Annotated in this window: 20 protein-coding genes, 1 other RNA gene and 1 riboswitch; of the genes, 17 read left to right on the top strand and 4 right to left on the bottom strand. The window is 67.4% G+C overall.

The window, feature by feature from the left end; all coding sequences use genetic code 11:
• Positions 1-202 precede the first annotated feature (202 nt).
• Complete coding sequence (locus tag LCI23_RS17740; protein WP_224947777.1) at positions 203-952, bottom strand: SDR family oxidoreductase; 750 nt, start codon at positions 950-952, stop codon at positions 203-205.
• Positions 953-1,085: 133 nt separating this feature from the next.
• Positions 1,086-1,202, top strand: a riboswitch (ZMP/ZTP riboswitch).
• Between the two features lie 90 nt (positions 1,203-1,292).
• Between LCI23_RS17740 and glyA the strand changes: the two genes are divergently transcribed.
• The 9 genes from glyA to LCI23_RS17695 all read left to right on the top strand — a co-directional run bounded on the left by glyA (position 1,293) and on the right by LCI23_RS17695 (position 8,435).
• Positions 1,293-2,540 carry a serine hydroxymethyltransferase gene (gene glyA / locus LCI23_RS17735; RefSeq protein WP_224947776.1) on the top strand — a complete coding sequence of 416 codons (1,248 nt, stop codon included), beginning with the start codon at positions 1,293-1,295 and terminating at the stop codon, positions 2,538-2,540.
• Between the two features lie 50 nt (positions 2,541-2,590).
• Positions 2,591-3,049, top strand: a complete 459-nt coding sequence (gene nrdR, locus LCI23_RS17730; RefSeq protein ID WP_224947775.1) for a transcriptional regulator NrdR — start codon at positions 2,591-2,593, stop codon at positions 3,047-3,049.
• A 239-nt stretch (positions 3,050-3,288) separates the two neighbouring features.
• Positions 3,289-3,804 (top strand): type IV pilus modification protein PilV, encoded by a 516-nt coding sequence (pilV, locus tag LCI23_RS17725; protein WP_224947774.1) that lies wholly within the window; start codon positions 3,289-3,291, stop codon positions 3,802-3,804.
• On the top strand, positions 3,801-4,736 hold the full coding sequence (locus LCI23_RS17720) for a PilW family protein (protein ID WP_224947773.1): 936 nt from the start codon (positions 3,801-3,803) through the stop codon (positions 4,734-4,736). Before pilV ends, LCI23_RS17720 begins: the two co-directional genes overlap by 4 nt.
• 7 nt (positions 4,737-4,743) lie before the next feature.
• Complete coding sequence (locus LCI23_RS17715) at positions 4,744-5,520, top strand: pilus assembly protein (protein ID WP_224947772.1); 777 nt, start codon at positions 4,744-4,746, stop codon at positions 5,518-5,520.
• Positions 5,521-5,531: 11 nt separating this feature from the next.
• Positions 5,532-6,011 carry a type IV pilin protein gene (locus tag LCI23_RS17710; RefSeq protein ID WP_224947771.1) on the top strand — a complete coding sequence of 160 codons (480 nt, stop codon included), beginning with the start codon at positions 5,532-5,534 and terminating at the stop codon, positions 6,009-6,011.
• On the top strand, positions 6,008-6,565 hold the full coding sequence (locus tag LCI23_RS17705) for a GspH/FimT family pseudopilin (RefSeq protein ID WP_224947770.1): 558 nt from the start codon (positions 6,008-6,010) through the stop codon (positions 6,563-6,565). The genes LCI23_RS17710 and LCI23_RS17705 overlap by 4 nt, the downstream gene beginning before the upstream one ends.
• A gap of 63 nt (positions 6,566-6,628) precedes the next feature.
• Positions 6,629-7,783 carry a bifunctional diaminohydroxyphosphoribosylaminopyrimidine deaminase/5-amino-6-(5-phosphoribosylamino)uracil reductase RibD gene (gene ribD / locus LCI23_RS17700; protein ID WP_224947769.1) on the top strand — a complete coding sequence of 385 codons (1,155 nt, stop codon included), beginning with the start codon at positions 6,629-6,631 and terminating at the stop codon, positions 7,781-7,783.
• Between the two features lie 4 nt (positions 7,784-7,787).
• Positions 7,788-8,435, top strand: coding sequence for a riboflavin synthase (locus tag LCI23_RS17695; protein WP_224947768.1), 648 nt, complete (start codon positions 7,788-7,790; stop codon positions 8,433-8,435).
• A 32-nt stretch (positions 8,436-8,467) separates the two neighbouring features.
• Here the strand turns inward: LCI23_RS17695 and LCI23_RS17690 are convergent, their stop codons facing one another.
• Together LCI23_RS17690 and LCI23_RS17685 are read right to left on the bottom strand one after the other, a co-directional pair.
• The gene (locus tag LCI23_RS17690) at positions 8,468-11,392 is read right to left on the bottom strand and encodes a pitrilysin family protein (RefSeq protein WP_224947767.1); all 2,925 of its coding nucleotides are present in this window, start codon (positions 11,390-11,392) and stop codon (positions 8,468-8,470) included.
• Positions 11,393-11,487: 95 nt separating this feature from the next.
• Positions 11,488-14,154, bottom strand: coding sequence for an EAL domain-containing protein (locus tag LCI23_RS17685; RefSeq protein ID WP_224947766.1), 2,667 nt, complete (start codon positions 14,152-14,154; stop codon positions 11,488-11,490).
• 360 nt (positions 14,155-14,514) lie between these two features.
• On the opposite strand from LCI23_RS17685, the gene ribBA reads away from it, so the two are divergent.
• The 3 genes from ribBA to nusB all read left to right on the top strand — a co-directional run bounded on the left by ribBA (position 14,515) and on the right by nusB (position 16,663).
• Positions 14,515-15,621, top strand: a complete 1,107-nt coding sequence (gene ribBA, locus LCI23_RS17680; RefSeq protein ID WP_224947765.1) for a bifunctional 3,4-dihydroxy-2-butanone-4-phosphate synthase/GTP cyclohydrolase II — start codon at positions 14,515-14,517, stop codon at positions 15,619-15,621.
• A 67-nt stretch (positions 15,622-15,688) separates the two neighbouring features.
• Positions 15,689-16,168, top strand: a complete 480-nt coding sequence (gene ribH / locus LCI23_RS17675) for a 6,7-dimethyl-8-ribityllumazine synthase (RefSeq protein ID WP_224947764.1) — start codon at positions 15,689-15,691, stop codon at positions 16,166-16,168.
• Between the two features lie 24 nt (positions 16,169-16,192).
• Positions 16,193-16,663: a transcription antitermination factor NusB gene (gene nusB / locus LCI23_RS17670; protein WP_224947763.1), complete on the top strand. Its 471-nt coding sequence runs from the start codon at positions 16,193-16,195 to the stop codon at positions 16,661-16,663.
• A 181-nt stretch (positions 16,664-16,844) separates the two neighbouring features.
• Here the strand turns inward: nusB and LCI23_RS17665 are convergent, their stop codons facing one another.
• On the bottom strand, positions 16,845-17,615 hold the full coding sequence (locus tag LCI23_RS17665; RefSeq protein WP_224947762.1) for a transglycosylase SLT domain-containing protein: 771 nt from the start codon (positions 17,613-17,615) through the stop codon (positions 16,845-16,847).
• Between LCI23_RS17665 and LCI23_RS17660 the strand changes: the two genes are divergently transcribed.
• The 5 genes from LCI23_RS17660 (at position 17,614) to LCI23_RS20645 (ending at position 22,353) form a co-directional block, all read left to right on the top strand.
• Positions 17,614-17,862 carry a hypothetical protein gene (locus tag LCI23_RS17660; protein ID WP_224947761.1) on the top strand — a complete coding sequence of 83 codons (249 nt, stop codon included), beginning with the start codon at positions 17,614-17,616 and terminating at the stop codon, positions 17,860-17,862. The genes LCI23_RS17665 and LCI23_RS17660 overlap by 2 nt on opposite strands.
• Before the next feature lie 385 nt (positions 17,863-18,247).
• A complete protein-coding gene (gene ubiD / locus LCI23_RS17655; RefSeq protein ID WP_224947760.1) occupies positions 18,248-19,732 on the top strand; it encodes a 4-hydroxy-3-polyprenylbenzoate decarboxylase in 1,485 nt (494 codons plus the stop codon).
• Between the two features lie 76 nt (positions 19,733-19,808).
• A complete protein-coding gene (locus tag LCI23_RS17650; protein WP_224947759.1) occupies positions 19,809-20,495 on the top strand; it encodes a type 1 glutamine amidotransferase domain-containing protein in 687 nt (228 codons plus the stop codon).
• A gap of 51 nt (positions 20,496-20,546) precedes the next feature.
• Positions 20,547-20,645, top strand: an RNA gene (gene ffs / locus LCI23_RS17645) — signal recognition particle sRNA small type.
• Between the two features lie 232 nt (positions 20,646-20,877).
• Positions 20,878-22,353, top strand: a complete 1,476-nt coding sequence (locus LCI23_RS20645) for a methyl-accepting chemotaxis protein (RefSeq protein ID WP_224947758.1) — start codon at positions 20,878-20,880, stop codon at positions 22,351-22,353.
• Positions 22,354-22,399: the final 46 nt, after the last annotated feature.

Here is a 22,399-nt window from a genome sequence, read left to right as displayed (position 1 = left end):
TAGGAAATATTTTACGCGATTTTAGGCTTCTTTATGTACGCATGCGCACATATAGGACGAAGCAAAGCATGCCTTTCGGAAAAGGCAGCATTGCTGAGCGGTAGTAGACGTGAAACATGGTCGAAACGCCAATGACTGTAACACTTTCTCACAACTACCGCTGGCCCGATACTTCCCGGCAAGCCACGTTTGCCGGAATACGTCAGCCCTGGCGCTTGATGGCAAAGGGCGAGAAGCCCTGGCAGGTCGGCATCAGCTCGATGCTGTTCACGTTCACATGCGGCGGCAGGGTGGCGATCCAGTAGGCGGTATTCGCGATATCGTCGGCAGTGAGGGGAACCGTGCCTTCGTACACCTTGGCCGCGGCCGCGTCGTCGCCCTTGAAGCGCACGTTCGAGAACTCGGTGCCGCCGCACAGGCCCGGTGCCAGGTTGGTGGCGCGCACGCCGCTGCCGGCCAGGTCGGCACGCAGGTTCAGGGTAAATTGCTCCACAAAGGCCTTGGTCGCGCCGTACACGTTGCCGCCCGGGTAGGGATAGTGGCCGGCCACCGAACCCAGGTTGATGACCAGGCCGCTGCCACGGGCTACCATCGCCGGCAGCACGGCGCGGGTCATGCTGACCAGGCCCTGGCAGTTGGTGGCGATCATGGTTTCCCAGTCTTCCAGCGGCACTTCATGGGCCGGCAGGGTGTTCAGGGCCAGGCCGGCATTGTTGATCAGAACGTCGATCTCGCGCCAGCCTTCCGGCAACGCCGCCAGGGCCGCCTCGATCGAGGCGCGGCTGGTCACGTCGAGCGTGAGCGGCAGGGCGGCATCGCCCAGTTCGCGCGCCAGCGCCACGATGCGCTCGCTGCGGCGCGCGGCCAGGATGGCGCGGTGGCCGTGACGGACGAAGGTGCGCGCCATCGCGGCGCCGAAGCCGGCCGAAGCGCCGGTGATGAAGACGATCATGGTGGATCCCGGGAGCGGAAGAACGGAAAATTGTAGCCGAAATGGCCATGCGCGCGCTGGGCCGCCCCGGCTTGCCAGGACGACAGCGCTTTCCTTGCCCGAAACGGCCCGGATCACATACAATCTGCCCACCTACGTCTCACGTAACTGGCGAAACGCCGCGCGCAGCAGCCTTGCCTGCCTGCGCGGCAAAGGTGGACATCCACCGGGGAACGTGAGATGCCATTCGCCGTTCGCCTGGGCAGCCACCGACTGGTACGTGACGTATCGCGGGCTGCCCGTGCGCCTGCCGGTCCCGCCGCTGCCCGTTGCCTGGTATTTCTCTCGATTGGAGTTTTACATGTTTGCAAAAGATCATACGCTTTCCAATATCGACCCGGAACTGTGGGATGCGATCCAGAACGAAAACCTTCGCCAGCAAGACCACATCGAACTGATCGCGTCGGAGAACTACACCTCGCCGGCGGTGATGGAAGCGCAGGGCTCGCAGCTGACCAACAAGTATGCCGAAGGCTATCCGGGCAAGCGCTACTATGGTGGCTGCGAATACGTCGACGTCGCCGAGCAGCTGGCGATCGACCGCCTCAAGCAGCTGTTCGGCGCCGAAGCCGCCAACGTGCAGCCGAACTCGGGTTCGCAGGCCAACCAGGGCGTGTTCTTCGCCATGCTCAAGCCCGGCGACACCATCATGGGCATGTCGCTGGCCGAAGGCGGCCACCTGACCCACGGCATGGCCCTGAACATGTCGGGCAAATGGTTCAACGTCGTCTCCTACGGCCTGACCGAGCAGGAAGACATCGACTACGAGGCCATGGAAGCCCTGGCGCGCGAGCACAAGCCGAAGATGATCATCGCCGGCGCCTCGGCCTTTGCCCTGCGCATCGACTTCGAGCGCTTCGCCCGCATCGCCAAGGAAGTCGGCGCCTACTTCATGGTCGACATGGCCCACTACGCCGGCCTGATCGCCGCCGGCGAATACCCGAACCCGGTGCCGCACGCCGACTTCGTCACCTCGACCACCCACAAGTCGCTGCGCGGCCCGCGCGGCGGCATCATCCTGATGAAGGCCGAGTACGAGAAGCAGATCAACTCGGCCATCTTCCCGGGTATCCAGGGCGGTCCGCTGATGCACGTGATCGCCGCCAAGGCCGTGGCCTTCAAGGAAGCGCTGATGCCGGAGTTCAAGGAGTACCAGAAGCAGGTGGTCAAGAACGCTGCCGCGCTGGCCAACACCCTGACCGAGCGCGGCCTGCGCATTGTTTCGGGCCGCACCGAGTCGCACGTGATGCTGGTCGACCTGCGCGCGAAAGGCCTGACCGGCAAGGAAGCGGAAGCGATCCTGGGACAGGCGCACATGACCTGCAACAAGAACGGCATCCCGAACGACCCGCAGAAGCCCTTCGTCACCTCCGGCATCCGCCTCGGCAGCCCGGCCTTCACCACCCGCGGCTTCAAGGAAGAAGACGCGGTCAAGGTGGGCCACCTGATCGCCGACGTGCTGGACAACCCGCATGACGCCGCCACCATCGCGCGCGTGAAGGCGGAAGTCAAGCAGCTGACCGACAAGTATCCGGTCTACGCCAAGTAAGGCAAACCGGGGCCGCCGCTACCCGCGCGGCCCCTACGGGATCCGGCGCCATGAAATGTCCGTTCTGCCAGCATGAAGATACCCAGGTCCTCGACACCCGCGTGTCGGAGGAGGCGGATGCCATTCGCCGGCGCCGGCGCTGCACCAGGTGCGACAAGCGCTTCACCACCTACGAGCGCATCGAGCTGTCGATGCCGATCATCGTCAAGAAGAACGGCAGCCGCACCGAGTTCTCGTCGAACAAGCTGCGCGGCAGCCTGATGCTGGCGCTGAGGAAGCGCCCGGTGGCCGCCGAGGCCATCGACACCGCGGTCGCCACGATCGAGGAAAAGCTCCTGACCAGCGGCCGGCGCGAGGTCGATACCGGCTACGTGGGCGAACTGGTGATGCAGGAACTCAGGCGGCTCGACAAGATCGCCTACATCCGCTTCGCGTCGGTCTACAAGAATTTCGAGGACCTGGCCGAGTTCCAGGAAGCGCTGGCCGAAGTCGGCCATCCGCGCAAATAAGCACGCCAACCCGCACGCCAACCCGCCCGCCAACCCGCCCGCCAACCGCCACCCCCGCGCCGCTTATTCCACTGCGGCGCGCGCTCGGGCAAGGCCGGCTACGCCTGCCCCGCAGTTCCCCAGACACGCTTGCAGCAGCTCATGGCTGGCTCCCGCCTGCCTGATAACTTCGCAGCTCGCAGTCGGCGCGCGCTGCAAGGCGCCGCCGCATTCCCGGTACAGACCCAAGGGAGGCCGCCGTGCGGGTGCAAGGACAAGGATTCACGCTGGTCGAGGTGCTGGTAGCGCTGCTGGTGCTGGCGGTGGGCGTGGTCGGTGCGGGCGCCACCCAGCTCGGGGCGGAACGCACGCGCCAGCAGTCGGCGCTGAGGTCCGAAGCGGCCCAGCTGGCGGCGGCGCTGGCGGCGCGCATGCAGGTCAATCCGGCGGTGGCGGGCCTGCCGGATGGCGCCAATCCCTATCTCGGTTTTTCCTATGACGCGGCGGACGGCGCGCCGCTGGCCGCCGCCGGCTGCTTCGCCGCTGCCTGCACCCCGGCCGAGCTGGCGCAGTTCGACCTGCACGAGATGCGCCAGGCCGTGCATGCGCACTTTCCGCGCGGCCGCATCCTGGTCTGCCGCGACGGCGCGCCCTGGGACAGCGTGGCCGGGCGCTACCGCTGGAACTGCGACGGCGACGCGGGTGCGCTGCCGGTGGTCAAGCTGGGCTGGCACGGCACCGACGAGGCGCCCGGCTTCGTGGGTGTGCTGCCATGAAGGCGACTCCGCCGCGCCAGGCCGGCCTCGGCATCGCCGAGCTGCTGGTGGCGCTCGGGGTCGGACTCGGCGTCTTGCTCGGCGCCGGCAGCCTGTTCGTCTGGGCCAGCCGCGCCTTTGCCGCCCAGGCCGAGACGGCGGCGATGGACGACGCCGGCCGCTACGCGCTGGAAGCGATCGCGCGCGCCGTGCGCCAGTCGGCGGCGTCCGACTGGGAGGGCAGCGGCGCCGGTCCCGACCCGGCCGCCCCGGCGCCCCTGGCCGGCCTGGATGCGCATCGCGTGCCGCACAGTGGTTTCGGCCTCGACAATGCAACGTCCGCCGCGGTGAACGGCAGCGACGTGCTGGCGGTGCGCTTCCCGGGCGCGGGCGCGCCGCCCAACGGCGACGGCAGCGCACTCGACTGCGCTGGCTTCAGCGTGCACCGCATGGAGGAAGGCTGGAGCATCTTCTACGTGGCGCGCAATGCCCAGGGCGAGGCCGAACTGCGCTGCAAGTACCGCGGCGCCAGCGCCTGGTCCTCCGATGCCGTGGTGGGCGCGGTCGACGGCTTCCAGGTGCTGTATGGCCTCGACGCCGGTGCCGATGGTGCCCCGGAACGCTACCTGAACGCCAGCGCCCTGGACGAGCTCGATGCGGGCCTGGTGCTGGCCGGGGCCACTGTGGCCGAGCGCGAGCAGGACCTGCGCCGGCGCACCCACTGGAAGCAGGTGGCGAGCGTGCGCGTGGCCCTGCTGCTCCACGGCCCGGCCAGCCCGCTGGCGTCGGCGGGTGCGTTCGTGCACGAGCTGTTCGGGCCGGACTACGGCGCGCTGGCGGACGAGGGCGATCCCGGCGTGCGCCTGCGGGAAGCCGAGCTGGCTGGTGGCGCGGCGCCGCGCTACCGCAAGGTGTTCGGCACCACCATCGCGCTGCCGGCGCGCGCCAGGTGAGGACGGCATGGCGGCTTCCCACGGGCCATCCACGCGCCGCCGGCAAGGCGGGATCGCGCTGTTGACGGCCCTGCTGCTGATGCTGGCCATCCTGATGACCTGCGTCGCCGCCGCCCGCACGGCCCTCAGCGGCGCGCGCGCGGCCGGGCACGAGCGCGACCGCATGCTGGCCCTACAGGCCGCCATGGCGGCACTGGCCGATGCCGAGCGCGACATCGAAGGCGGGCTCGATCCGTCTTCGGCACGCGCCGCGGCGCTGGCCGGCGCCGGTGCGGCCAGCGCAGCCGCCTTCGCCCCGGGCTGCGTGGGCGGCGCCCCCTACGAGGGCCTGTGTGCGCAGGCCGCGCACAGCGGCGAGATCCTGGCCGCACTGGCGGACGAGTCCGGTCCGGCGCTGGCGCTCGGCAGCTTCACCGGCGCCGCGATGCCCGCGCTCGCGGCCCAGGCGCCACGCTATCTGATCGAGCGCATGCCGTCGGCGCCGGACACGCTGCTCTACCGCATCAGCGCGCTCGGCTTCGGCGAGGCCGACACCACGCAAGTGGCGCTGCAGGCCTATTACCGCAAGCTGCTGGCCGCAGCCCCAGCGCCCGCGGGCGGGGCGGGCGGGGCGGACGAGGGGCAGGAGGAGCCGGCCGGAGCGGCGGCGGCGCCGGCACCAGCACCAGCACCAGCACCAGCACCAGCACCAACTGCCGTGCGCGGCAGTCCGGGCGGACCGGGCCTGCGCGTCGGCTGGCGCGAAATCGCGAACTGGCAGGATCTCGCCGCGGCGGGCGGCTAGGAGGAGGGAACATGTGGCACTTGCAGCGCAACAGGCAGCGCCAGTCCGGCTTCAGCATGATCGAGTTGCTGGTGGTACTGGCCATCGTCGCCATCCTGGGCGCGATGGCGTATCCGGACTACGCGCGCTACCTGGTCCGCACGCGCCGGGTCGAGGCGCAGCTGGCCCTGGTCGAGGCGATGCAGCGGCAAGAACAGTACCGCGCCCTGCACCATACCTATGTCGCCTTTTCCAGGGATTCGGAAGAGCCCGACAGCCTGGATTTCCACTGGTGGATCGGCGCCCGCCCCGAGGACAGCGCCTACGAGCTGGATGGCCAGGCCTGCGCCGGGCGCGAGATCAGCCAGTGCATCGCGCTGCGCGCCCGTCCCGGCACCGAGAACGTCGATACGGACTTCAGCGATCCCGAATGCGGGGTACTGAGTCTCGATAGCACCGGCGCGCAGGGTGCCAGCGGCGCCGGCGCGCCTGCTTCGCGGTGCTGGCCATGAAGCGCCCCCGCCACGGCGGCGCCACGCTGGCCGAACTGACGGTCGTGCTGTGCATTGCGGCGGGCCTGTTCGCCATGGCCGCGCCCGACCTGCAGGCCCTGGTGCGCGCCCAGCAGCTGCGCGCCGCGTCCGGCGAACTGCTGGACGCGGTCGCCCATACCCGGGCACAGGCGATTGCCCGCAACCAGCGCGTCAAGCTGATGCCGCAGGACCCGCAGGGCGCCGACTGGAGCCGGGGCTGGACCGTATTCATCGATCGCGACGGCGACCGTGCGCCAGGACCGCTCGATGAGGTGCTGGCGGTGCATGGTCCGCTGCCGCAGGGAATGCGGATCGGCTTTTCCTTCACCCAGTCAGCGCCGCCGCAGTACATCGCCTACAATGGCGCCGGGCGCAGCTGCAGCGACACGAACAGCGGCGCATCCCGGCCCGGCACCCTGTCGCTGTTCCACGGCGGGCAGATCCGGCGAATCAAGATCAACATGCTCGGGCGCGTGCGGATATGCAATCCGGCACGCGACGATGGCTGCGACGGCATGCGCGCGCCGCCCTAGCAGGGCAGGCAGGGCGAGCGCCAGCGCGGCAATGGCTGAATGGCTGAATGGCTGGACGAGGCAATGGCAGAACCGAACACGGCAGCGAACGACAAGACAAGGATCGCCAGCGACAGCGAAGGCATGGCACTGGCGCTGGCCTGGGCCGGGAAGGGCATGTACCTCACGGCGCCCAACCCGCGGGTCGGCTGCGTGATCGTGCGCGACGGCGTGGTGATCGGCGCCGGCCATACCCAGCCGGCCGGACTGGCCCATGCCGAGGTCCAGGCGCTGCGCGATGCCGCGGCGCGCGGTGCCGACGTGCGCGGCGCCACCGCCTACGTCACGCTGGAACCATGCAGCCACCACGGACGCACGCCGCCCTGCGCCGATGCGCTGGTGCAGGCCGGGCTGGGACGGGTGGTGGCCGCCATGACCGATCCGAATCCGCTGGTGGCCGGCCGCGGCCTGGCCCGCCTGGAAGCGGCCGGCATCGCGGTCAGCGCCGGCCTGCTGGCCGAACGGGCCCGGGAACTGAATATCGGCTTCTTCTCGCGCATGCAGCGCGGCCTGCCCTGGGTGCGCCTGAAGGTGGCCGCCAGCCTGGATGGCGCCACCGCGCTGGCCGATGGCGAAAGCCAGTGGATCACCGGCCCCGAGGCGCGCGCCGACGGCCATGCCTGGCGCGCGCGCGCCCAGGCCATCCTGACTGGCATTGGCACCGTCAAGGCCGACGATCCCCAGCTCACCGTGCGCGGCATCGATACCCCGCTGCCGCCGCGCCGCGTGATCGTCGACAGCCGCCTGGAAATTGAGCCCGGCGCCCGCATCCTGCAGGGCGCCCCATGCTGGATCGTGGCCGCCAGCGCGGACCCTGGCAAGGAGGCGGCGCTGCGCGCCGCCGGCCACGAACTGATCCTGCTGCCGAACCCGCACGGCAAGGTCGACCTGCCGGCCCTGATGCGCGAGCTGGGCCGGCGCGACATCAACGAAGTGCACGTCGAAGCCGGCGCCAGGTTGAACGCCTCGCTGCTGCGCGAAGGCTGCGTCGACGAACTGCTGGTCTACCTGGCCCCGAGCCTGATCGGGCCGGGCATGGGCATGTTCGCGCTGCCGCCGCTGGCGCGCCTGGCCGAGCAGCGCAGGCTGCGCTTCCACGACCTGGCGCGGGTCGGCGAGGACATCCGCATCCTGGCCAGGTTCGCCCCGGCCGCCACCGCTATCAACCCTGAGGAATAAGTGCATGTTTACTGGAATCGTCGCCGCAGTCGGCAAGATCACATCGGTCACCCCCCTGGTGGGCGGCTCGTTCGCCGGCGTGCGGCTGGCAGTCGACGCCGGCCCGCTGCCGCTGGCCGACGTCGCGCTGGGCGACTCGATCGCCATCAATGGCGCCTGCATGACCGTGGTCGAGAAAGACGGGCGCAGCTTCAGCGTGGACGTTTCGCGCGAAAGCCTGAACAAGACCGCCGGCCTGGATGCCGTGGGTGAAGTGAACCTGGAAAAGGCGCTGACCCTGGCTGAGCGCCTGGGCGGGCACCTGGTGTCCGGCCACGTGGATGGCCTGGGCACGGTGCACAGCTTCGAACCGGTAGGTGAATCGCGCGAACTGGTCATCGACGCGCCCTGGGAACTGGCCAGGTTCCTGGCCTACAAGGGTTCGGTGGTGGTGAACGGCGTGTCGCTGACCGTGAACCGGGTTGAGGATGTGGAGGATGTCGAGGGTGGCACGGCCGGCGGCAAGGTCTGCCGCTTCTCGATCAACCTGATTCCGCACACGATCGAGGTGACTACCCTGAAGCACCTGCATGCCGGATCGCGTGTGAACCTGGAGATCGACCTGATCGCGCGCTACGTGGAGCGCATGCTGTCGGTGCAGGCGCAGGGATAGGAACGGGGCGGGGCGGCTGCCCGCCCGCACCCTCAGCCTCCCGGGAGCGGGGCCGGCGCCGCGGCCTGGACGCCCGAGGCCGCCATCGTCGTCGCCGCCTGCGTTTCGGGGTTGAGCACCACCTGCACGTAGTTCTGCTGGTTGAAGTAGCGCCGCGCCGCGCCGCGGATGTCGGCGCCTGACAGCGCCTGCACCTGTTTTTCCACCTGCAGGATCGCGGCCGGATCGGTGCCTTCGCTGAGCGCCGTCTGCAGGTGGCCCAGCCAGTAGCCGTTCTCGCGCAGCGAGCGGCGGTGGTTCTGGATCCAGTTGCTTTTCACCTTGTCGAGATCGGCCGCGTCCGGCCCGTCCTGCTGCAGCTTCTCGATCTCGGCAAAGGTCGCCGCAATCACCTTGTCCACGTGTTCCGGGCCGGTCGGCAGGGTCACGCCGATCGAATAGTTCCCGTAGGGGATCTTGCTCAACACGCCAGATGCGCCGCCGCCGTAGATCAGAGCCATCTTTTCGCGCAGCACGTCGATGATGCGCAGGTTCACCACTTCGAGCAGGGCCGACAGGCGCAGCTGCTCGGCTTCGCTGAACTCGGCCATGCCGGTGAAGGTGAGCGAGATCGTGCTCTTCGGTTCCGAACCGCTGCGCACTTCACGCTTGACCACGCCCTGCGCCGGGCGCAGGCCGACGTCGCGGTAGGCCACGGTCAGTTCCGGTGTCGGCAGGCTGCCCAGGTAGGTCGCCAGCAGCGGCTTGATGGCGGCCAGGTCGAAGCTGCCGACCAGGATGAAGCCAAGATCGCGCGCCGACGAGAAACGCTCGCGGAAGATGTCGATGCTGCGGTCGAGGTCGATCTGCTCGTACTCCTCGGCGCGCAAGGTGCGCGGGGCGCGCGGGTGCTTGTTGTACAGCGCCTCCATGACAGCGTCGCCGAAGCGCGCGCCGGGCTGGGCGGTCTGGTTCCTGGCCTGCTCGACCTGCTTGCCGACGTAGGACTTGAACAGGTCCTCGTCGCGCCGCACGCCCTGGAATTTCAGCCAGGTCAGCTGCAGCATGGTCTCGATGTCGGTCGCGCCCGAGGCGCCGACCACCACGTCGGTGTAGTTGGCCAGGCCCACGTTCACCTGGGCCGCCTTGCCGGCCAGGATCTTGCGCATGTCGAGCGGACTGAACTCGCGCACGCCCATGCTGGCCACGATCGCGTTGGCGAAGCGCGCATTCAGGATGTCCTGGTCGCCGAACAGGCTCTGGCCGCCGAAGCGGGCGGCGCTCATCAAGACCTGGTCGTTGCGGAAGTCGGTGGATTTCAGGATTACCTTGACGCCGTTCGACAGTTCGAGCCGGGTCAGGCCGAGCGCCTTGTCATGGGTCTCGGACACGATCGTGCCGGCCCTGGGCGGGCGCTCCATCAGGCGCGTGGCCACCGCCTTGTCGTCGTGCGGATGCAGCCGGGCACGCTCGGCGCTGGCCACCGTACCCAGCAGCTGGGCACCCTGGGGCGTGTCGGGCCGGGTAACGCCCGTGTACAGCACCAGCTTGCCGGAATCGGCCGGGATGGTGCGGCGCGCATAGGCATTCAGTTCTTCCAGCGTGATGCCGGGCACCAGTTCGCGCACGTAGCGGTATTCGGTGTCGATGCCGGGAATCGCCTCCTGCTGCAGGAAATTGCGGATGTATTCGGCCGCGTAGGTGGCGGAGTCGCTCTTGGCGCGCTCGTTCCAGGCCTGCTCGTAATTGCGCATCAGGCTCTTCTTGACCCGCTCCAGCTCGGCCGCGCTGAAGCCGAAGCGGCGCGCCCGCTCGTTCTCCTCGACCAGGGCGGTGAGGGCCGCTTCGGCGCCGCGCGGACCGAGCGCGGCCGAGGCGTTATAGGAACGGTAGCGCGGGGTCAGCTTGCCGAGCGAGCTGCTGGCGCCCATGTAGGGCGGTTCCGGCAGCTGGGACAGCTCCTGCAGGCGCTGGTTCAGCATGCTGGAGAACAAGGCCTGCACCAGGTCGTCGCGGTAGGCGCGGATGGTGCCGGCTTCGACCACCGGCTGCACCGGATAGCGGATCAGCACGGCGTTGCCGGTGGCTTCCTGGTCGGTCACGACCAGGGCTTCGGTGGCCTGGCGCGCCGGGATCTCGGCATAGGGGCGCGGGCGCGCCGGCACCGGATTCTTCAGGCGCGCGAAATGCGACTTGACCAGTTGCTCGGCGCGGGCCGGCTCGATGTCGCCGACCACCACCACCGCCATCAGGTCGGGACGGTACCAGTCGCGGTAGAAGCGCGTCAATGCCTCGGGCCGAAAGCTGCGCAGCACCTCCTCGGTGCCGATCGGCAGGCGCTCGGCGTATTTCGAGCCGTTGAAGATCGCCGGCATGATCTGCTTGCCCATGCGGTCCGAGGCGCCCTTGCCAAGGCGTAGCTCTTCGAGCACGATGCCGCGTTCCTTCTCGATCGCATCGGGGTCGAAGCGCAGGCCATGGGCCCAGTCTTCCAGCACCTGGAAGGCCTTGGCCACGTGTTCCGGCTTGTCGGTCGGGATCGGCAGGATGTAGACCGTCTCGTCGAAGGAGGTGTAGGCGTTCAGGTCGGCGCCGAAGCCGACCCCGATGCTCTGCAGGTAGGAGACCAGCTCATGCTTGTGGAAATGGGTCGAGCCATTGAAGGCCATGTGCTCCACGAAGTGGGCCAGGCCGCGCTGGTCCTCGTCCTCGAGGATGGAACCGGCCTTGACCACCAGGCGCAGCTCGAGCTTGCGTTCCGGGCGCGCATTGCGCTGGATGTAATAGGTCAGCCCGTTGGCGAGCTTGCCCACCTTGACCTGCGGTCCGACCGGAATCGGGGCGTCCAGGCGCAGTGGCGCAATAGCGGAGGCGGCCGCGGTGGCGCGCGCCGCCGCGGCCGGCGGCTTGGCGTTCAGCGCCGGGTGCGCGACCAGCATGGCGACCATGCACAGGCCGCGCACGAAATACTTGCTCATCGAAGATCCAATTCTGTGGGCGAGCACGCATTTTACCGTGCGTGCCCGAGGAAACTGTTGCGTAGGTACACAGGCTCAGGGACATGGATAGCCATTCACACGGCGACGCGTCCCTTGGCCAGCAGCTGGGCCATCTCGTGCGCCGGCACCGGCCGGCTGTACAGGTAGCCCTGCATCACGTCGCAGCCGATCAGCCCCAGGAAATCGCGCTGGCCCACCGTCTCCACGCCCTCGGCCACCACCGACAGCGACAGGCCCTGGGCCAGCGCGATGGTGGCCTGGGCGATGGCCGCGCTGCGCCCCTCGGTGGTGATGTTGCGCACGAAGGTCTGGTCGATCTTGAGCTTGTCGAGCGGGAAGCGGGACAGGTAGCCGAGCGAGGAGTAGCCGGTGCCGAAGTCGTCCAGCGAGAGCGAGACGCCCATTGCGCGCAGCTCGGCCATTTGCGCCTCGGCGGCGGCGCTGTCGCCCAGCATCACGCTTTCGGTCAGCTCCACTTCCAGGTAGCGCGGCGCCAGGCCGCTGTCGGCCAGGGCCTTGCGCACGATCGCGCACACCGCGCCGGACTTGAACTGGTTGGCCGAGACATTCACCGCCACCCGCACCGGCGTCAGGCCGGCATTTTGCCAGGCCTTGTTCTGGAAGCAGGCGCGGCGGATGACCCATTCGCCGATCGGATGGATCAGGCCGGTATCCTCGGCGAGCGGGATGAAGTCGCCCGGCGGCACCGCGCCGATTTCCTCGCTGCGCCAGCGCAGCAGGGCTTCCATGCCAACCACGCTGCCGTCGATGCGCGAGATCTGCGGCTGGTAGTGCAGCGCCAGCTCCTCGCGCTCGATGGCGCGCCGCAGCCGGGTTTCCAGGGCCAGCCAGCGCAGCGCCTGGGCATTCATCTCGCCCTTGAAGAAGCGGAAGCCATTGCGTCCCGACCGCTTCATGTCGCCCAGGGCGGCGTCGGCGGCCTTCAGCAGGTCGCCCGGCGCGCCGCCATCGCGCGGGAAGATGCTGATGCCGACGCTGCCCGTGACCACGATGTCGTGCCCGCCCACCACGTGCGGCTGGGCGATGGCGTCGATCAGGCGGCGCGCGGCGAGGATGATGTCCTCATTGTCCTGGCAACTGGTGAGCAGCAGCACGAACTCGTCGCCGGACAGCCGCGCCAGGGTGTCGGTGGGACCGGCGATCTCGCCGACCCGGCGCGCCACCTCGCGCAGCACGGCGTCCCCGGCCGCATGGCCGAGGCTGTCGTTGATACGCGACAGGCGGTCGACGTTGAACAGCAACAGCGCCAGCTGGCCCTCGCCCAGGCGCGCCGCCGCCATCGCCTGCTGCAGCCGGTCGTTGAACAGCGAGCGGTTCGGCAGCAGGGTGAGCGCGTCGTGGTTTGACAGGAAGTCGAGCTGGTGGTGGGCCGCCTTCAGCGCCGACAGGTCGCTCGACACCGAGACGTAGGCGGTGCGCCGGCCGGATTCGTCGCGCACGGCGCTGATGCTGAGCCGCTCGGGATAGACCTCGCCGTTCTTGCGGCGGTTCCAGATTTCGCCGCGCCATTGTCCGTCCTTTTCCAGGCAGTGCCACATGTCGCGGTAGAAGGTGGCGTCGTGGCGCCCCGAACGCAGCACGCGCGGGTTGTGGCCCAGCACGTCCGCCTCGCGGTAGCCGGTAATGTCCTCGAAGGCGGGATTGACCGCGACGATGTTGGCGTCGGCATCGGTCATCATGATGCCTTCCTGGGTGCTGTCGAACACCTGGCGCGCCAGTTCCAGCCGGTGCTCGCTCTCGCGCAGGGCGGCGTCGGCGTCGGCGCGCGCCAGCGCCTCCAGCTGCAGCTGGGCGGCGTGGCGCTGCACCACGTCGTACAGGTTCAGGTTCTCGTAGGCCACCGCCAGCTGGGCGGCGAGGGCGCTGGCCCAGCGCTCTTCCTCGTCGCTGAAGGCGGGCCCGCCTGGGCTGCGCGCGCAGTACAGCCAGCCGTGCGGATGCTGCAGGTCATGCACCTGCAAGCCGAGGAAGCTGCCGAGCGGCGGGTGGCAGCCCGGCAGGCTGTCGAGCGCCGGGTCGCCGCTGGCCAGGCGCAGCGGGGCGCGGGCGCGCAGCAGCATGCCGGGCAGGTGGGTCTCGTCGAGCGCGTGCGCGGCCAGCAAACCCCTGTCGAGCGACCAGGTGTCGAGGTGGCGCACGCTGCGTTCGTCGCGCTCGAGCAGGCACAGGGCGGCACAGTCGGCGTGCAGCACGCGCCGGGCGGCGTCGAGGAAGGAGGCGGCCAGGGTCTCGACCCTCCGCTCACCGATCAGCGCCAGGCACATGCGCTCCAGCTCGCTCAGGCGCGCGCTCAGGTCGAAGGGCAGGGCGCGGTCATTTTCTGGCGCCGCGGGCAATGGCGTGGTGCCGGCGGTCACGCCCAGTTCGGCCTGCACGGCATCGAGGATGTCCTGCGGATCGGCCGGCTTGGGCAGGACGGTGGCGACGCCGCAGCGCGCCGCCATCGCCTGGGTTTCGCGTTCGGCGTAGACGGCGGAAAAGAAGATCACGCGGATGTCGCGCAGGCGCGCATCTTCACGGATCTTCTGCGCCAGTTCATAGCCATCCATGACCGGCATCAGGAGGTCGGTGATGACCAGGTCGGGCAGTTCGGCGCGCACCAGGGCCAGCGCTCCCGCGCCGTCTTCCGCTTCCAGCAGGCGATGGCCGGTATAGCCCAGCAGCGCATGCAGGAAGGCGCGGTTGCTTGGCCTGTCGTCGACGATCAGGATCGTGGCCATCGGTGCCACCTTTCTATCGGGGCCGCGCAGCGACTATCTACAGGGCGAAGTAACATCATGGCAACTCCGGTCGGGACGGCAGTGCCGTCAGCAAATAGCCGCAACGACATTTTTAGTCGTAGTATTTTTATCATAATCGAGTTAACGACACAGAGGTTGATTCGTTGCGTGCAGGAAATTAGAGCTTAACAAATATATTTCCTGACATGCATCGCTATCTTGCATTGTTGCCTGATGGCAACAATGATTGACGAATCGGCGGTCTCGTGCTGTGACAAACATCCGCCATCGCTTGAAAGGCGGTAAATCCTTTAAAATAGCGGATTAAGCAAAAATCCCCCCGTTTCAAGGAAATCCCGTATGTCTATCTCCAGCACCGAGGAAATTGTTGCCGAGTTGCGCGCAGGGCGCATGGTCATTCTCGTCGACGAAGAGGACCGTGAAAACGAAGGCGACCTGGTGCTTGCCGCCGACTTCGTCACACCGGAAGCGATCAATTTCATGATCCGTCATGCGCGCGGCCTGGTCTGCCTGACGCTGACCGAGGAGCGCTGCGACGCGTTGGCCCTGCCGATGATGACGTCGAAGAATGGCACGTCGTTCGGCACCAATTTCACGGTGTCGATCGAAGCGGCCGAGGGCGTGACGACCGGCATTTCCGCGGCCGACCGCGCGCGCACCATCCAGGTGGCCGTGAACAAGGGCACGACGCCGGACGACCTGGTGCAGCCGGGCCACATCTTCCCGCTGCGCGCCCAGAAGGGCGGCGTCCTGATGCGCGCCGGCCATACCGAGGCCGGCTGCGACCTGACCGAGATGGCCGGCCTGACCCCAGCCTCGGTGATCTGCGAGATCATCAAGGAAGACGGCACCATGGCGCGCCTGCCGGACCTGCTGGAATTCGCCAGGGAACACAATCTGAAGATCGGCACCATCGCCGACCTGATCCACTACCGCAGCCAGAACGAAAGCCTGGTCGAGCGCGTGGCCGAGCGCCAGCTGCACACGCCCTACGGCGAGTTCAAGCTGCTCGCCTTCCGCGACAAGCCGAGCGGCGCGGCTCACCTGGCCCTGGTGCACGGCGAGATCGCGCGCGACAAGGAAACCCTGGTGCGCGTGCACCAGCCGGTGTCCATCCTCGACGTGCTCGGCAACTGCGCCTCGACCCACTCCTGGGACCTGGCCTCGGCCATGAAGACGGTGCAGGCCGGCGACAGCGGCGCCATCGTGCTGCTGAACTGCGGCGAGACCGCCGACGAGCTGTTCGCCCAGTTCGCACCGCGCGAGACCAGCGCCAGGACCGCCCGCGCGGCCTCGATGGACCTGCGCACCTATGGCATTGGCGCCCAGATCCTGCGTCACCTGGGCGTGGGCAAGATGCAGCTGCTGGCCAACCCGCGCAAGATGCCGTCGATGACGGGCTTCGACCTGGAAGTCACGGGCTACCTGCCGCAGCCGAGCGCGTGATGCGGCGCGCCCGCACGCGAAATCACACTAATATAGCTACATACCAATCGAGAAGAAGAGGTCAGCCATGACGGTAGGAACTTTTGAAAGCAATCTGGCGGGTGAAGGCCTGCGCATCGGCATCGTGCAGGCACGGTTCAACGCCGACATCGGCCACGGCCTGCTGTCGTCCTGCCTGGCCGAATTGAAGCGCCTGGGCGTGGCCGACGAGGACATCCTCCACATCACCGTGCCGGGTGCGCTGGAAGTGCCACTGGCGCTGCAGAAAATGGCCGAGACCCAGCAGTTCGACGCGCTGGTCGCGCTGGGCGCGGTGATCCGCGGCGAGACCTACCACTTCGAGCTGGTCTCGAACGAATCGGGCGCGGGCATCACCCGCATCGGCCTCGACTACGGCATGCCGATCGCCAACGCGATCCTTACCACCGAGAACGACGAGCAGGCCGAGGCCCGCATGGCCGAGAAGGGCCTGGAGGCGGCGCGCGTCGCGGTCGAGATGTCGAACCTGCTGTTCGCGCTGGAAGAGCTGCAGGCTGAGGAAGAGTAACAGCGAGAATAAGGAAGTAAACACATGACCGACAAGACCACGCATGCCAACCCGAGCAAGAACCGCACCCCGCGCCACCGCGCGCGCGAGTTCGCGCTGCAGGGCCTGTATCAATGGCTGCTCAACAATGAACCGGCCCGCACGGTCGTGACCAACATCCGCGGCGCGCACGGCTTCGACAAGGCCGATGGCGAATTCTTCAGCGAACTGCTGAACGGCGCCATCGCCACCTCGGTCGAGCTGCGCGAAGCCATCGCTCCGCTGATCGACCGCGGCATCGCCGAGCTGTCGCCGATCGAGCATGGCGTCCTGCTGCTGGGCGCCTACGAGCTGAAGAACCATCCGGAGATCCCCTACCGGGTGGTCATCAACGAGGCGGTCGAGCTGACCAAGTCCTTCGGCGGCATCGATGGCCACAAGTACGTCAACGGCGTGCTGGACAAGCTGGCTTCAAACCTGCGTCCGGACGAGGTGGGGGCGGACGCGCGCCGCTGAGCGCAAGCTTTCCTCTATCTATATAGAAGCCACTGGCCATGCCAGTGGTTTTTTTTGTCTATTGGTCGTTGCACGGCTGCCGTGCGCGCGTCCATCGTCCCTGTGATCAGGGCCGCCTCTCCAACGCAAAAAAACCACCGCACAAGGCGGTGGCTGTCGGTGAGGAGTGTGTCCGTCCGGCTTACAGGGTCGCCAGCGCTTCCGACTGGATCTCGGCCTTGGCCGGGGCGGCTGCCGGCGCTTCGGTGGCCGGGCTGGCGGCGGGCGACTGCTTCGCGACGACGGTCGGGGCCGGTGCAGCCGGTGCCGGCGGATTCCTGGTCGGCACCTTGTGGCCGCGCGCCACCATCTTCAGGCGCTTGTACTCGGCCAGCACCTTGGCGCCATAGCCGGAATCGCTTTCCAGGTCGGCGGCGCCGACATAGGTCTTCAGGCCACCTTCGACGGAACCGGTGCGCTTGACGTAGTCTTTCAGGATCAGGGCGCCGACCTTGATGTTGGCAGCCGGATTCAGCGCCGCCTGCTGGCCACCCACTTTTTCGAACTTGTCATGGTGAACCTTGGCCATGACCTGCATCAGGCCCTTGGCGCCCATCGCGCTCTCGGCGAAGGGGTTCAGGCCGGATTCGATCGCCATCACCGCCAGGATCAGGAGCGGATCCAGCTTGACCTCATGCGCCGTCATGTAGGCGGTCGAGACCAGCATGTTGGCGGCGTCGCTGGCGACGCGGTAGCGCTTGCTCAGCCAGTTGGTGACCCATTGCTGCTGCTTGCTGTTGCCGATGTACTGGCTATCGATCGGCTTCGACGCGGCCGGGGCCGACGCCTGCGCGGTGACCGGCGCCACCACGACCGGGGCCGTATCCGCCGCGGCGACCACGGCAGGCTGTGGATCCAGCACATCGGAGACACGCTTGGCGAGGTCTTCGTTGGTAAAGAGCAGGGCCAGCATGGCAACTGCGGAAAGACCGAAAATGCTCAGGGTGTTGCGTGCGGTGTTCAAGACACCACGTGCCGTTTTGCTCACGGAAGACCACGTGATTGGCTGGCTGGCCATGGATTGCACGAACCTTGCGTTCGTGATGAAACGATGGATCATCGAATTCCCCTTGTCGCGGCAAAAAGGACTCCTGTCACGGCGTGTAAACAAATACGCGCTGTGTCGGGTAACTGATTGCCGTGCATCAGAAATATCGTAGGTCGCCGCGTCGCGGCCGACTAACGCCGTCATTGCCTTGCTACAGCTGGCTGCTTTGAAACCCAGGCGGGTGGAACCAGTGGCTCAACAACTGTCTCGGGGGATTGGGCAGACGCCCAGTGAAAACACTCCTCAAAAATGTCATGTGGGGCCCCGACCCCGTGAATGCATGAGAACAGCTAAAATCGTGTCGGAAAGATTTGCCTGCCTCATCAAGTAGGACGGATTCTAGTGGCTCGCTTATACCAAGTCAACCCTAGCACGATCCGCTCTTATTACTTTTAGGTCTGATTGCCAAGCCGAAATTTTTAAAAGTCTTGCAAAATCAGCTACTTGGCATGCTGCCTTGAACCAGCTTCTACTGACGAGATAACGATCAAAACTTGATGAAATATTCAGATTTACGGGATTTTATGGCGCAACTCGAGCGCATGGGCGAGCTCAAGCGGGTCGGTGTACCGGTCTCGCCCCACCTCGAGATGACGGAAATCTGCGACCGTACCCTGCGCGCCGAAGGCCCCGCCCTGCTGTTTGCGCAGCCGGCGGGACACACGATTCCCGTCCTGGGCAACCTGTTCGGCACCCCGCGCCGGGTGGCGCTCGGCATGGGCGCCGAGGACGTGGGTGAACTGCGCAAGATCGGCCACGTGCTGGCGCGCCTGAAGGAGCCGGAGCCGCCCAAGGGCTTCAAGGACATCATGGGCCTGGGTTCGCTCGTCAAGGCGGTGTGGGACATGGCGCCGAAAGAAGTGCGCGGCGCCCCCTGCCAGGAGATCGTCTGGGAAGGGCAGGACGTGGACCTGGCGCGCCTGCCGATCCAGCACTGCTGGCCGGGCGACGTCGCGCCGCTGATCACCTGGGGCCTGGTCATTACCAAGGGACCGCACAAGAAGCGCCAGAACCTGGGCATCTACCGCCAGCAAGTGCTGGGCCGCAACAAGGTGATCATGCGCTGGCTGGCGCACCGCGGCGGCGCCCTCGATTTCCGCGAGCATGCGCTGGCCAATCCGGGCAAGCCCTATCCGGTGGCGGTGGCGCTGGGCGCCGACCCGGCCACCATCCTGGGCGCCGTCACGCCGGTACCGGACAGCCTGTCCGAATACCAGTTCGCCGGCCTGCTGCGCGGCCAGCGCACCGCGCTCACCAAGGCCATTGGCAGCGAACTGCGGGTACCGGCGTCAAGCGAGATCGTGCTGGAAGGGCATATCTACCCGGACGCGAACCACCCGTCCGGCTTCGAGCACGCACTCGAAGGTCCGTACGGCGACCACACCGGCTATTACAACGAGCAGGACAGCTTCCCGGTGTTCACCATCGACCGCATCACGATGCGGCGCGATCCGATCTACCACTCGACCTATACCGGCAAGCCGCCCGACGAGCCGGCGGTGCTGGGCGTGGCGCTGAACGAAGTCTTCATTCCGCTGCTGCAGAAGCAGTTCAGCGAGATCACCGACTTCTACCTGCCGCCGGAAGGCTGCAGCTACCGGATGGCGGTGGTGCAGATGAAGAAGCAGTACGCGGGTCACGCCAAGCGCGTGATGTTCGGGGTGTGGAGCTTCCTGCGCCAGTTCATGTATACGAAGTTCATCGTGGTGGTGGACGAGGATGTCGACGTGCGCGACTGGAAGGAAGTGATCTGGGCCATTACCACCCGGGTCGACCCGACCCGCGACACGGTCCTGGTCGACAACACGCCGATCGACTACCTCGACTTCGCTTCGCCGATCAGTGGCCTGGGCAGCAAGATGGGGATCGACGCCACCAACAAGTGGCCGGGAGAAACCAACCGTGAATGGGGCGTGCCGATCGCGATGACGCCGGAAGTCAAGGCGCGCGTGGACGACATCTGGGGCACGCTGGGCCTGTAGTCCGGCTCCCGTGCGTCGTGCGGGGCAGGGGGCGGCTAGACTGCCCTTTTCCCAACGAACCTGCATTGGAGGCTGGATGAACATCCTGATGGTGCTGACTTCGCACGACCGCCTCGGCGACACCGGCAAGAAAACCGGATTCTGGCTGGAAGAGTTCGCCGCGCCCTATTATGTGTTCAAGGATGCCGGCGCGCGCTTGACGCTGGCCTCGCCCAAGGGCGGCCAGCCGCCGCTCGACCCGAAGAGCGACGAACCGGACGCCCAGACCGAGGCGACCCGGCGTTTTCGCGCCGACCCGCAGGCCCAGCAGGCGCTGGCGCAGACGGTGACCCTGTCGGGCGTGCGCGCGGAAGCGTTCGACGCCGTGTTCTATCCTGGCGGCCACGGCCCCCTGTGGGACCTGGCCACGGATGCCGAGTCGATTCGCCTGATCGAGGCCATGATCGCGGCCGGCAAGCCGGTGGCGGCCGTGTGCCACGCCCCCGGCGTACTGGCGCGCGTCAGGGGCGTGGATGGCGATTTGCTGGTCAAGGGCAAGCGCGTGACCGGCTTTACCAATACCGAAGAGGAGGCGGTGGGCCTGACCGGGGTCGTGCCTTTCCTGGTCGAGGACATGCTGGTGAAAAACGGCGGCGAGTACAGCAAGACGGATGACTGGCAGCCCCATGTCCTGACCGACGGCCTCCTGGTCACGGGGCAGAATCCTGCATCGTCCGAAGAGGCCGCGCGTGCCTTGCTGGCGCTGCTGAAGGATCGCGCCTAGTCCTTGCAAGATCCGGCCCCAAAAACCATGGGGTCGGGTATAATGGCCGCTGGCGGGCCCCTGCGCATTGCGGCATGGTTTACCTGGTCAGGTCGGGAACGAAGCAGCCAAAGCCGTTCACCGCAAGTGCCGCAGATCAGGCTCGCCTCTTTCGTTTCTCCGGTCTTCTTCTTTTCTCTTCTCCCTTCGCCAGCGTCCTTGCTCTAGCATCGCCAGCCATCCAGGCGGCTGCCATCCGTTCGATCGCCTGTCGTTCAATCGGTCCAGGTGTTGTTATTCGTCACGCATGAACCCCTCTTGTCTCGCGCACGGTTTACAATTTCCTCTAAGAAATTTCTATTCTGATTGAATAGTGGTTTTGTCTTTGCCAGGAGAAAGTGTGGTGCCGTACAGCGTTGACGATGTATTGAAGGCGGCTCAGTGGAAGGCCGACCGGTTGATGTGCGCCATCCTGTGGATTCTGTTTGTCCTGGGACTGGCCTTGTCCAGCCTGCACGACACCCTGTCCTGGGCCGTGCTGGTCGGCTTGCCGGCAGCCCTGCTGCCCACCCTGGCAATGCTCGTGCGCGGCGGCAGCCGGCCGACGCGCCTGATGGTCGGGGTGGCGATGATGGTGTTCTGCGCCCTGCACATCCACCAGGCGGCTGGTCGCAGCGAGCTGCACTTCGGGATCTTCGTGCTGCTGGCCTTCCTGCTGGTCTACCGCGACTGGGCCGTGATCGTCACCGCCGCCGCCACCGCGGCCGTGCACCACCTGTCGTTCAACTATTTGCAGGAACTCGGCTTCGGCGTGCGTTGCCTGGCCGAGCCTGGCCTTGCCAATGTGCTGGTGCATGCCGCCTATGTAGTGGCGGAGACGGCGGTGCTGTGCGTGCTGGCCGGGATGCTGCGGCGCGAGGCACTGCAGTCGGCCGAATTGCGCGCCAGCGTGGCCGCGATGGCGAACGAAGGCGGCCGGATCGACCTGCGCGCCGACAGCCTGCCTGCCGGCAGCGACAGCGGGCGTGCGCTGCGCCAGGTGGTGAGCATGCTCGAGCAGGCGCTCTCCAGCGTCCAGCGCAGCGTGCAGGCGACCAGCGTCACCGCGGTCCGGATGGCCGCCGGCAATGCCGAACTGGCCGCCCGCACCCGGGCCCAGGCCGAGTCGATCCATGCCACCGTGGCCTCGATGGACGCGCTGACCGGCACCGTGCGCCAGAACGCCGACCGCGCCAGCGCCGCGAGCGAACTGGCCGGCAATGCCGCCGAGGTCGCGGCGCGGGGCGGCGCCGTGGTCGGCCGCGCGGTGGAGCGCATGACGGCGGTCGATGCCTCGGCGCGCAAGATCGCGAACATCATCACGGTCATCGACGGCATCGCCTTCCAGACCAATATCCTGGCGCTGAACGCAGCCGTCGAAGCGGCCCGCGCCGGCGAGCAGGGGCGCGGCTTCGCCGTCGTCGCCGGCGAAGTGCGCAACCTGGCCCAGCGCTCGGCAGTGGCGGCACGCGAGATCAAGGCGCTGATCGGCGAATCGGTGGCCGAGGTCGCGGCGGGCAACGAGCTGGTGCGCCAGGCCGGCACCACCATGGAACAGGTGGTGGACAGCGTGCGCCAGGTCTCGGCCCTGATCTCCGGCATCAGCAGCGCCAGTCGGGCGCAGGCGGGCGGCATTGCCGCCATCGGCGAGGCGATCGGCGCCATGGACGCCGCCACGCGCGACAATGCGCGCCTGGTGGAGGGCGCCGCCAGCTCGGCCGATGCGCTGGAAGAAGAAGCGCGCCAGCTGGCCGAGGTGGTCAGCGTGTTCCGACTGGGGGAGCCGGCGCCGGGGCTGCAGCTGGCCGCCGCCGCCCGTCCGGCCCTCGCGGCCCGCTGATATTGTCTGTAGGCACGCCGGGGAAAATTCGCCCCGGGCCTCAACT

It is taken from the genome of Massilia sp. MS-15 (genome assembly GCF_020176695.1).
GTDB lineage: Bacteria > Pseudomonadota > Gammaproteobacteria > Burkholderiales > Burkholderiaceae_D > Telluria > Telluria hydrophila.
Note: the sequence above shows the minus strand (reverse complement) of the source record. Positions and strands in the feature narration are given on the sequence as shown.